10 protein-coding genes are annotated in these 11,306 nt (G+C 63.8%); 6 read left to right on the forward strand and 4 right to left on the reverse strand.

Annotated features, from left to right (window positions below; all coding sequences use genetic code 11):
- Window positions 1–110: 110 nt before the first annotated feature.
- The 4 genes from CKW37_RS06920 to pdxH all read left to right on the forward strand — a co-directional run bounded on the left by CKW37_RS06920 (window position 111) and on the right by pdxH (window position 5,360).
- Complete coding sequence (locus CKW37_RS06920) at window positions 111–2,375, forward strand: beta-galactosidase (RefSeq protein ID WP_095154932.1); 2,265 nt, start codon at window positions 111–113, stop codon at window positions 2,373–2,375.
- A gap of 106 nt (window positions 2,376–2,481) precedes the next feature.
- Window positions 2,482–3,627, forward strand: coding sequence for a serine hydrolase domain-containing protein (locus tag CKW37_RS06925; protein ID WP_095154933.1), 1,146 nt, complete (start codon window positions 2,482–2,484; stop codon window positions 3,625–3,627).
- Window positions 3,628–3,709: 82 nt separating this feature from the next.
- Window positions 3,710–4,693 carry an OmpA family protein gene (locus tag CKW37_RS06930; protein ID WP_095154934.1) on the forward strand — a complete coding sequence of 328 codons (984 nt, stop codon included), beginning with the start codon at window positions 3,710–3,712 and terminating at the stop codon, window positions 4,691–4,693.
- 19 nt (window positions 4,694–4,712) lie between these two features.
- Entirely contained in the window at window positions 4,713–5,360 is a 648-nt protein-coding gene (gene pdxH / locus CKW37_RS06935; RefSeq protein ID WP_095154935.1) for a pyridoxamine 5'-phosphate oxidase, read from the forward strand.
- Here pdxH and CKW37_RS06940 read toward each other — a convergent pair.
- The gene (locus CKW37_RS06940) at window positions 5,357–5,593 is read right to left on the reverse strand and encodes a hypothetical protein (protein ID WP_095154936.1); all 237 of its coding nucleotides are present in this window, start codon (window positions 5,591–5,593) and stop codon (window positions 5,357–5,359) included. The genes pdxH and CKW37_RS06940 overlap by 4 nt on opposite strands.
- Before the next feature lie 145 nt (window positions 5,594–5,738).
- Here CKW37_RS06940 and CKW37_RS06945 point away from each other — a divergent pair, with 145 nt between their 5' ends.
- Entirely contained in the window at window positions 5,739–6,203 is a 465-nt protein-coding gene (locus CKW37_RS06945; RefSeq protein WP_095154937.1) for a glycine zipper 2TM domain-containing protein, read from the forward strand.
- Between the two features lie 79 nt (window positions 6,204–6,282).
- Here CKW37_RS06945 and nhaA read toward each other — a convergent pair whose 3' ends face one another.
- Window positions 6,283–7,464, reverse strand: a complete 1,182-nt coding sequence (gene nhaA, locus CKW37_RS06950; protein ID WP_095154938.1) for a Na+/H+ antiporter NhaA — start codon at window positions 7,462–7,464, stop codon at window positions 6,283–6,285.
- A 265-nt stretch (window positions 7,465–7,729) separates the two neighbouring features.
- Between nhaA and CKW37_RS06955 the strand changes: the two genes are divergently transcribed.
- On the forward strand, window positions 7,730–8,824 hold the full coding sequence (locus CKW37_RS06955) for a PLP-dependent cysteine synthase family protein (protein WP_095154939.1): 1,095 nt from the start codon (window positions 7,730–7,732) through the stop codon (window positions 8,822–8,824).
- Window positions 8,825–8,874: 50 nt separating this feature from the next.
- On the opposite strand, the gene CKW37_RS06960 is transcribed toward CKW37_RS06955, so the two are convergent.
- Window positions 8,875–10,491 (reverse strand): NAD(P)/FAD-dependent oxidoreductase, encoded by a 1,617-nt coding sequence (locus CKW37_RS06960; protein WP_095154940.1) that lies wholly within the window; start codon window positions 10,489–10,491, stop codon window positions 8,875–8,877.
- A 105-nt stretch (window positions 10,492–10,596) separates the two neighbouring features.
- Window positions 10,597–11,271, reverse strand: a complete 675-nt coding sequence (locus CKW37_RS06965) for a COG3650 family protein (protein ID WP_095154941.1) — start codon at window positions 11,269–11,271, stop codon at window positions 10,597–10,599.
- Window positions 11,272–11,306: the final 35 nt, after the last annotated feature.

The following is an 11,306-nucleotide window of genomic DNA, read 5'->3' on the forward strand; positions in this document are numbered from 1 at the left end:
GGCGTCCCGCCAGGCCGCAGCGATCAGGCGCTGAAAATCTTTTGTATTTCTCGCTGTCTATTCACCGGACCCAAGACCCGCAAGGGTCCTTCAAGGAGAACTCGAGCCCCATGTTGCGCCGTACCCTTCCCGCCGTTTTCGCGCTGATGTTCTGCCCGCCACTGTTGGCCGCGCAGCAGACGCTGTTCAACTTTGTGCGCCCCACCTCCGTGGTAAACGTGGCGACCGAGGAGGCCAGCCTGCCGCAGTACAACGCTGAGCAGACGGCCGAAGGCGAAGTGCTGCGCCGAGTGGTGTTCAATCCGGTGCAGCGCCCCAACCTGCGTATGAGTCCGCAGACCGGCGTTTGGGACTGGTCCGCGCAAAAGGCCCTGACCCTGCGCCTGCAAAGCGGGATGGACTGGGCCCTGACCGTCAACGTGACAATCCAGAGCGCCGACGGCAAAACCCTCACCAGCCGCATCGACCTGCCAGCCGGCCCGGCACAGACCGTGCTGATCCCGCTTCAGGCCAGTTCGCCGCTGAGCCAGGGCATGCGCGCCGGCCCGCCGATGCCCTGGACCTTCGAAGGCCAGCGTCTGATCCTGACCGGCAGCGCCGGCGAGCTGGACCTGAGCCAGGTCACCTCAGTCACCCTGTCGATGAACCAGCCGAATGTCGCCCAGAGCGTGTTGATCGAACGCATCAACGTGCAGGACGACGAGCGCCTACAGCAGGCGGCGTACAGTCAGTTGATCGATGGCTATGGCCAGTTCAGCCGAGGTCGCTGGCCGGAAAAGGTCAGCAGCGACGAGCAACTGCGCAGCGCCGCCGCCAAAGAGCAGCAACAACTCAAGACCTGGCTGGCCGAACGCCAGAAGCAGCCGTTGGACCGCTTCGGCGGCTGGACCGGCGGGCAGACCTTCGATGCCAAGGGCTTCTTCCGCACGGTCAAACGTGATGGTCGCTGGTACCTGGTTACGCCGGAGGGGCATCCGTTCTATTCGCTGGGCGTCAACGCGGTGAACGCTGAACCCGGGCGCACTTATGTCGCCGGACGTGAAGCGATGTTCAGCGGGCTGCCGGCGTCGGATTCGCCATTGGCGGCCTTCTACGGTGAAGGCAACAACAACGACGGCAATGCCTCGTCCAAGGGCCGCGGCTTCAACCAGGGCCGCTGGTTTGATTTCTATGCCGCCAACCTCGAACGCGCCTATGGCAAACCCTGCACGCCAGCCGCGGCAACCGGGCAGCAACCCGCCGCGCCATGCCCGCCGGTGGCCTTTGACGCCGGCCGCTGGCAGACTCACGCCCTCGACCGTTTGCAGGCCTGGGGCTTCAACACCCTCGGCAACTGGAGCGACCCCGACCTGGGCCATGCCCAGCGCCTGCCTTACACCTTGCCGCTGGCGATCGTCGGCGATTACGCCAGCATCAGCACCGGCATGGACTGGTGGGGCGCGATGCCCGACCCGTTCGATCCGCGTTTCGCCATGGCCACCGAACGTGCGGTGGCCATTGCCGCCCGCGATCACCGGGATGATCCGTGGCTGATCGGCTACTTCGCCGACAACGAGCTGGCCTGGGCCGCGCCGGGAGACGATCCCAAGTCGCGCTATGGCCTGGCCTACGGCACCCTGCGCTTGACCACCGACGTGCCGGCCAAGCGCGCTTTCCTCAAGCAACTGCGCGACAAGTACCGTAACCAGGAAGGCCTGTCCAAGGCCTGGGGCATCGAGTTGAGCGCCTGGGAACTGATGGAAGACCCGGGCTTCGAGCCGCCGCTGCCAAGCGCCGAACACCCGGAAATCGAAGCGGACTTCAAGCATTTCCAGCGCACCTTCGCCGACGCCTACTTCAAGACCATCTCCGATGCGCTGAAGTGGCATGCGCCGAACCAACTGCTGCTGGGCGGCCGCTTCGCCGTTACCACCCCGGAGGCCGTGGCGGCCTGTGCCCAATACTGTGATGTGCTGAGCTTCAACTTCTATACCCCGAAACCTCAGGACGGCTACGACTTCGCCCAACTGCGGGCGCTGGACAAGCCGGTGCTGGTCTCCGAGTTCCACTTCGGTTCCCGCGATCGCGGGCCGTTCTGGCCGGGGCCGATGGAAGTCGCCCGCGAAGAAGATCGCGGCCCGGCCTACACGGCGTTCCTCAAGGCGGCGCTGTCCGAGCCGAGCATTGTCGGCGCGCACTGGTTCCAGTTTGCCGACCAGCCGGCCAGCGGACGTCTGCTCGATGGCGAAAACGGCCACTTCGGCCTGGTCGGCATTACCGACGTGCCGTTCCAGGGCTTCGTCGAACAGGTGCGCAAGGCCAACCTGCAGGTGGAGAAAGAGATCGTCGGCAGCGCACCGGCCCGGCAACCGGCGAGCGAGCCGGGCAAACCCTGAGCCTTACATGAATGATGCTGCCGTCTGACCCGTGTCTGTTCCCAAATCCGTCGCGTGCTGAAACAATGCACGCCACTTTTCAGGCAGGTCGCGCAGGAGTCGTCGGGTGCAGATTCAGGGTCATTTCGAACTGAAGTTCGAAGCGGTACGCGAGGCCTTCGCGGCCCTCTTCGACGATCCTCAGGAGCGCGGTGCGGCGTTGTGCATCCAGGTCGGTGGCGAGACAGTCCTCGACCTGTGGGCCGGCAGCGCCGACAAGGACGGCCAGGAGGCCTGGCACAGCGACACCATCGCCAACCTGTTTTCCTGCACCAAGACGTTTGCTGCGGTCACCGCATTGCAACTGGTGGGCGAGGGCAAGCTGCAACTCGACGCGCCGGTTGCGCGCTACTGGCCCGAGTTCGCCCAGGCCGGCAAGGAGTCGGTAACCCTGCGCCACCTGCTCTGCCATCAGGCCGGCCTGCCGGCGATCCGCGAACTGCTCCCCGCTGAAGCCCTCTACAACTGGCAAACCATGGTCGACACCCTGGCCGCTGAAGCGCCGTGGTGGACGCCGGGCAGTGCGCATGGCTACGCCGCGATCACCTATGGCTGGCTGGTGGGTGAGCTGATCCGCCGCGCCGATGGCCGGGGCCCGGGCGAGTCGATCGTTGCGCGTACGGCAAAACCCTTGGGGCTGGATTTTCATATCGGCCTCGCCGACGAGGAATTCCACCGCGTCGCCCATATCGCTCGCGGCAAGGGCAACCTCGGCGACGAAGCGGCGCAGCGCCTGCTTCAGGTCACCATGCGCGAGCCGCAGGCCCTGTCGACCCGGGCCTTCACCAACCCGCCGGCAATCCTCACCAGCACCAACAAGCCCGAATGGCGGCGCATGCAGCAGCCGGCGGCGAATGGTCACGGCAACGCCCGCAGCCTGGCCGGCTTCTACGCCGGGCTGCTCGATGGCAGTTTGCTGGAATCCGAACTGCTTGACGAACTGACCCGCGAACACAGCCTGGGCGAAGACAAGACCCTGCTCACCCGTACCCGTTTCGGCCTCGGCTGCATGCTCGACCAGCCGACGGTGGCCAACGCCACCTTCGGCCTCGGCGCTCGTGCGTTCGGGCATCCGGGCGCGGGTGGTTCGGTCGGTTTCGCCGATCCTGAGCATGACGTTGCCTTCGGCTTCGTCACCAACACCCTCGGCCCCTACATCCTCATGGATCCCCGTGCGCAGAAACTGGTGCGGGTCCTGAAAGCGTGCCTTTGATCGGTTGGTTCTGTACTCATCAGGCCCGTTGGCTATTCTGCATTCCACGTACTTTTTCTTTCATTTTCATGGTGTATCGCTGATGTCTTCACATAAAACCTTAGCTCTTGCCCTGTGCCTGGCCATCACCGGCTGCGCCCAGAACCCCCAGAAAGACGCCGCCGACAACGGTCATAGCTGGTGGCCTTTTGGCTCGGACAAGGTCGCCGATCAGGAAGTGAAGGCAGCCGTGACCGAGAAAGTCGCCAAGTCCGAAGCCAAGTCCGAGGGCGGTAGCTGGTGGTGGCCTTTTGGTGGTGGCGAAGAAAAAGAGGTCGCAGCGGCGGCGGTACCGAAGATTGACGTGAAAGCCACCCAGGCCTGGCTGGACGCTTACGAGCCGCGCCTGCGCGAAGCGGTCAAGGACAGCAAACTGGAACTGGAGCGCCGTGAAGACGTGCTGGTGGTGATCTTGCCGGTGGACAGCGGTTACAACCCGGATCGTCCGGCCATGCTGCTGCCGGTCACCCTCGGCCCGATCACCCGGGTGGCCAAGATCGTCGAAACCGACACCAAGACCGCCGTCCTGGTTCTCGGCCATGCCGACAGCAGCGGCGCCGCCGCGGTCAACCAGAAGCTGAGCCAGGAGCGTGCCCAATCGGTGGCGGCGATCTTCCGCCTCAGCGGCCTGCAACGTGATCGCCTGGGCCTGCGCGGTCTGGGTTCGGTGGCGCCACGGGCAGCCAACGACAGCCAGCAGGGCCGTTCGCTGAACCGTCGTGTGGAAATGATCCTGACCCCGCAAGCCACCATGGTGGCGCTGCTTGCCAAGTACCAGCAGCCAACCCCAAGCCCGGCTGCGCTGGTCGCTGTCCAGGATGCCAAGCCCGCGGTGAAAGCACCTGCGGCCAAGCCGGCCGCCAAGGCCGCGGCTAAAGCCCCGGCCAAAGCGGCTCCCGCGAAGAAAGCCGCCCCGGTGAAAGACACCGCGGCCAAGAAGAAAGCGGCACCAGCCAAACCGGCTGCGAAAAAAGCCGAGCCCGCAGCCAAGAAGGTTGCGGCCAACAGCCCTGCGAAGACCAACTGATCCTCAAGGAACGCTGTAGATGACTCAGACGCTGGCAGATATGCGCCGTGACTACACCCGCGACGGCCTGGCCGAAGCCCAGGCCCCGAGCGAGCCCTTTGCGCTGTTTCACCAATGGTTCGCCGACGCGGTGAAAACCGAACAGGCCCCGGTGGAAGCCAATGCCATGACCGTGGCAACCGTGGACGAGCACGGCCGTCCGCATTGCCGCATTCTCCTGCTCAAGGGCCTGGACGAGCAGGGTTTCACCTTCTTCACCAACTACGAGAGCGCCAAGGGTCAGCATTTGCTGGCCAATCCGTACGCGGCCATGACCTTCTTCTGGCCGACCCTGGAGCGCCAGGTGCGTATCGAAGGGAAGGTGGTGAGGGTTTCGCCGGAAGAGTCCGATGCCTATTACCAGGTGCGTCCGCTGGGCAGTCGCCTGGGCGCCTGGGCATCACCGCAGAGCCGGGTGATCGCCGATCGTGGCGAGCTTGAAGCGCTGCTCAAGGCGACCGAACAGCGTTTCAGCGACAGCCAGCCGCAGTGCCCCGAGCACTGGGGTGGCTACCGCCTGTTGCCGGAGCGTATCGAGTTCTGGCAGGGCCGTCCGAGCCGTCTGCATGACCGCCTCAACTACCGCCTGGAGCAGGGCGCCTGGCTGCGTGAGCGGCTGGCGCCTTAACCGACGCTGTATCCGGCGGCCTCGCGTTCCAGCCAGGCCGCCAACTCCTTCCGTTTGACCTTCTGTGCCTTGGCGGCTTCGAGCCGCTGGAGCATGAATTCGCGTTTTTGCTCATCCTTCCCCGCAAACGACAGGGCCAGGTCCCGGTCGGTCCAGCGCCTGATCCGCACGTACAGCCAACCGTGAAAATACAGGCCGGCCACGGTGGTGACGGCGATGATGAAGTAATCCATGTCTATCCTTGTTAACCGAGCCTTCTGACAGTTCCAGGTGTGCTGCCTGTACCCAAGCTGAATGGAAGCAATTTTATCCGGTGCGTGTCGTGACAGTCGTCAATGTGCGGAGTCTAATGAGCACCTGTCTTAAGGAGATGATCCTATGCGTAAGTCTGTTCTGCTGGTTGCATCGTTCACCACGATGTCGCTGCTGCTGGGTGGTTGTGCCTCCAACCTGTCCGGCGACTCCTACTCTCGGGACGAGGCACGCCGCGTCCAGACCGTGCGCATGGGTACCATCGAATCCCTGCGCCCTGTGAAAATCGAAGGCACCAAAACCCCGATCGGCGGTGGCGCCGGTGCGGTGGTCGGTGGTGTAGCCGGTAGCGCCATCGGTGGCGGTCGCGGCAGCATCGTCGCCGCAGTGATCGGTGCGGTCGCCGGCGGCTTGGCCGGTTCTGCCGCCGAAGAAGGGCTGACCCGTACCCAGGGTGTGGAAGTCACCGTTCGCGAGGATGATGGCAGCATGCGCGCCTATGTACAGCAGGTTCAGGAAAACGAGATTTTCCGGGTCGGCGAGCGCGTGCGTATCGTGACCGTCGATGGCACCAGCCGCGTCACCCACTGATCGGCAACGCCAGAAAGACAAAACCCCGACACGGCTCGCGCCGTTCGGGGTTTTTTATTGCTGCCTGAAAAGCCGTGGATCAGCTCGCCTGGGCCTTGCGGCTGCACAGGGCAGTGATGCCGTAGCCGATCAGTGCGGCAAACAGCGAACCGGTGAGGATGCCCATCCGGTCCATGCCGGCGTACTCGCTGCTACCCGGCATGAAGGCCAGCGAGCCGACAAACAGGCTCATGGTGAAGCCGATGCCACAGAGAATCGCCACGCCGAGGACCTGTCCCCAGTTGGCGCCGCTGGGCAGGGCGGCCATGCCCAGCTTGATGGCGATCCAGGTCAGGCCGAACACGCCGATGGTCTTGCCCGCCAGCAGGCCGAGGGCGATGCCCATGGGCACGGTGTGGGTGAAGCTTTCCAGGGTCACGCCGGCCAACGATACGCCGGCATTGGCAAAGGCGAACAACGGCAGGATGCCGTACGCGACCCAAGGGTGCAGGGCATGTTCAAGGCTGCGCAGCGGCGAGGTCTCGGCATTGCGGGTGCGCAGTGGAATGCACAACGCCAGGGTGACCCCGGCCAGGGTCGCGTGAACCCCGCTTTTCAGCACACAGACCCAGAGGATCAGGCCGACCACCATGTACGGACCGAGCTTGACCACCCCCAGCCGGTTCATGGCGATCAGCACCAACAAGCAGGCGGCGGCCAGCATCAGCGAAAGGCTGGAAAGCGAGCCGGAATAGAACAGCGCGATGATGATGATGGCGCCAAGGTCGTCGATGATCGCCAGGGTCATCAGGAACAGCTTGAGCGAGGCCGGCACCCGCTTGCCCAGCAGGGCCAGCACGCCAAGCGCGAAGGCAATGTCGGTCGCGGTAGGAATCGCCCAGCCGGCGATGGCGGCGGGGTTGTCCCGGTTGAGGAACCAGTAGATCAGCGCTGGCACCACCATGCCGCCCACTGCGGCGGCGGCGGGCAGTACCACTTGCGACGGTTTGGACAGTTGTCCTTCCAGCACCTCGCGCTTGACCTCCAGGCCGATCAGCAGGAAGAACAGCGCCATCAGGCCGTCGTTGATCCACAGCAGCAGTGGCTTGGCGATGTTCAACGCGCCAACCTGGACCGCCACCGGGACTTCCAGCAGCCCGCTGTAGAGCCAGGACAGTGGTGAATTGTTGATGATCAGGGCCAGGACCGCGGCAGCGATCAACAACAGGCCACTGGCGGCTTCCAACTGAAAGAAACGAGTGAATGTGCTACGAAGAGGCAAGATCGCTTCCTCCCATCAAATGTGCAAAAGGCCGGCCACCCTAACCCTTTGTGTTATTCATTAAAATAAAAACTATATTCTTTTTTGTTATAAGTAATTTCGATCGTTTCAGTTTCGTCGATGTTTTCCGATTGGCATGTAGGAATTGGCTTATGTGGACGGTAGTTGGTTAAACCGGATTTGTAATTTGAGGCGCGCTCGTGATTTTTAAAGCGCTACACATCCTGTGTTAGCGTGCTGTAGTCCTTTCGCTTGAGAACCCCCTATGAGCCATGACCGCACCTGGGCCCGCGAAGCCATCCGCATCATCGAGGCCGATTTCCAGCGCAGCGCCGACACGCACTTGATTCCGTTGCCGATGGCCGGCTTTCCCGAGGTCGATCTGTATTTCAAGGACGAGTCCAGCCATCCCACCGGCAGCCTCAAGCATCGGCTGGCGCGGTCGCTGTTTCTGTATGCGTTGTGCAACGGCTGGTTGCGGCCCGGAGCCCCGGTCATCGAGGCTTCCAGCGGTTCGACGGCGATTTCCGAAGCCTACTTTGCCCGCTTGCTGGGCCTGCCCTTCATTGCCGTGATGCCCGCCACGACCTCGCGGGAGAAGATCGCCCAGATCGAGTTCTACGGTGGGCAGCCGCATCTGGTGAAAGATCCGACACAGATCTATGCCGAGTCCGAACGGCTGGCACGGGAAAGCGGCGGGCACTTCATGGACCAGTTCACCTATGCCGAGCGCGCCACCGACTGGCGGGCGAACAACAACATCGCCGAGTCGATCTTCAGTCAATTGCGTTTCGAGCGGCATGCCGAGCCAAGCTGGCTGGTTTCCAGCCCTGGTACGGGCGGCACCACCGCGACACTGGGGCGTTATGTGCGCTATCGGCGCCACGCCACCCGAGTGTTGTGTGCCGATGCCGAGCGGTCGGTGTTTTTCGATTGCTACCGCACCGGTGACCGCGACTTGCGGCTGGACTGCGGGTCGCGGATCGAAGGCATTGGCCGGCCGAGGGTCGAGGCGTCGTTCTTGCCGGCGGTGATCGATGCGATGGTCAAAGTGCCGGACGCCTTGTCGCTGGCGGCCATGCATTACCTGGCGCGTCGGCTGGGGCGGCGGGTCGGTGGTTCCAGTGGGACCAACCTGATCGGGGCGTTGCAGGCAGCATTGCAGATGAAGTCGGCAGACGAGGCGGGATCGATCGTGGCGATTCTCTGCGACAGCGGCGAACGCTATGCGACGACCTACTACGACGAGCAGTGGTTGAAGGCGCAGGGCTATCAACTGGAGGCGTTGATCGAGGTGGTGGCAGGGTGTGTCGAGCGGGGCGAAGCGCTGCCCGAGACGGTCTTGCGCGAAGGGATTTGACTCGCTTGTCGCGACGGCTCGGCACCCCCGAACCGTCGCGTCAGGCGTGATTACTCGGTCAGACCCAGCATGCTGCGGGTCACGGCCTCGGCGATGCGGATCCCGTCGACACCGGCGGAGAGAATCCCGCCGGCATAACCTGCGCCTTCACCGGCCGGGAACAGCCCTTTCAGATTCAGGCTTTGCAGCGTCTCGTCGCGGGTAATCCGCAGCGGCGACGAGGTGCGCGTTTCGATGCCGGTCAGTACCGCATCCGGCAGGTTGTAGCCTTTGATCTGGCGGTCGAAGGCCGGCAGGGCCTCGCGGATGGCTTCGATGGCGAAGTCCGGCAGGCTCGGGGCCAGATCGCCAAGGTTGATGCCCGGCTTGTAGGAAGGTTCGACGCTGCCCAAGGCCTTGGACGGACGACCGGCGACGAAATCGCCGACGAGTTGCGCCGGCGCCTGGTAGTTGCTGCCACCCAGCACGTAGGCGAGGGACTCCAGGCGTTCCTGCAACTCGATGCCTGCCAGCGGGCCGCCCGGGTAATCCTGCTCGGGGGTGATGCCGACGACGATGCCCGAGTTGGCGTTACGTTCGTTGCGCGAGTACTGGCTCATGCCGTTGGTGACCACCCGGCCCGGTTCGCTGGTAGCAGCAACCACGGTGCCACCCGGGCACATGCAGAAGCTGTAGACCGAGCGGCCGTTCTTGGCGTGGTACACCAGCTTGTAATCGGCGGCGCCGAGTTTCGGGTGACCGGCGTATTTGCCCAGGCGAGCCTGGTCGATCAGCGATTGCGGGTGCTCGATGCGGAAACCGATGGAGAACGGCTTGGCTTCCATGTACACGCCGCGGCTGTGCAGCATGCGGAAAGTGTCGCGGGCGCTGTGACCAAGTGCCAGGACTACATGCCGTGAATGCAGCGTTTCGCCGTTCTGCAGCACCACGCCGGTCAGTTGACCGTCGTCCATCACCAGGTCGGTGACCTTGTGTTCGAAGCGCACTTCGCCGCCCAGCGCACCGATTTCCTCGCGGATGTTCTCGACCATGCCGGTCAGGCGGAAGGTGCCGATGTGCGGCTTGTTGACGTAGAGAATCTCGTCCGGCGCACCGGCCTTGACGAACTCGTGCAGGACCTTGCGGCCGTAGTGTTTCGGGTCCTTGATCTGGCTGTACAGCTTGCCGTCGGAGAACGTGCCGGCGCCGCCCTCGCCAAACTGGACGTTGGACTCCGGGTTGAGCTCGCTTTTACGCCACAGGCCCCAGGTGTCCTTGGTGCGCTGACGGACTTCCTTGCCGCGCTCGAGGATGATCGGGCGCAGCCCGGCCTGGGCCAGGATCAGGCCGGCGAAAATACCGCAGGGGCCGAAACCGACCACGATCGGACGCTCGGCAAGGCCACCCTCGGGGGCTGGTCCCACGGGTTTGTAGGTGACGTCGGGAGCGATGCCGATGTTGTGATCGTCGGCGAACTTGCTCAGTACGGCCGCTTCATCACGGACATTCAGGTCGATGGCGTAGATGAACAGCAGTTCGGTGTTCTTCTTCCGCGCATCGTAGCTGCGCTTGAAGATGGTGAAGTCCAGCAACTGGTCGTCGCTGATGCCCAGGCGTTGCACGATAGCGTCGCGCAGGGCTTCGTCGGGGTGATCCAGCGGCAGCTTCAGTTCGGTAATTCGTAGCATGACAGGGTCCAGTATCCCGGCCATGGAGGGGCCGGCGGCTTTACACAAACCGCCGAGTATAAAGGTTTCACCGCGCGAGCACTCAGGTTGAATGCGCGCCGGCTGTCAGTCGTTGCGCGAGCCGCCGTAGTAGGCGCAGCCGTTCAGGGTCTTGCCGTCCAGGCGCAATTGCGCACTGAGGTGGCTGATGCCGCCGGTGGCGCTGTCGACGCAACGTTGTGGGGCGAGCCACAGGTCGATCTTCTGGCCGTTGGCCTCGGTGCTCAGGTTGATGCGGCCTTCCGGCAGTTGCTCTTCCAGGTACGGCAGCGCCAAGGGCGGCTGGCCCGGACGGTCGAGGACCATGCCCTTGCCGCTGATGTTCAGGTTCCAGTCCGGCTCGTGGCCGAAGGCGCGCAGGGTCAGGCGTTTGAAGTTCGGGTCGCTGCAGGCGTTGGCGGCGTGTTCGACACGGTAGACCTGGTGCACGTTGAACTGCCCGTCGGCACCGGCGTTCTGGCTGCCGGCGAGGGTGCCGCGGATATCGGCGAACAGTGCTCCGGGCGTGTTGGCCAGGGCTACGGCCTCCTGCAACAGGCTGGTGTTGCCGGTGTCCTTGATGACGAAGCGGCGGCTTTCGGTGCAGGGCTTGAACAGCAACTGGCCATTGGCGGCGCTGAGTTCACCTTGCAGGCGGGTCATGCCGGCGGTGGAGACGGGTTCCGGCTGGTCGGCCAGCAACTGGCAACCGGCGAACAGCGGCAGCAGGGCGGCGACCAACAGGGAATGAGCGATACGCATCGAGGAAAACTCCGGGATCTCGACCAGAAAAGTTT

This window comes from Pseudomonas sp. Irchel 3E13 (assembly GCF_900187455.1).
In the GTDB taxonomy this organism is placed as follows: Bacteria; Pseudomonadota; Gammaproteobacteria; order Pseudomonadales; family Pseudomonadaceae; genus Aquipseudomonas.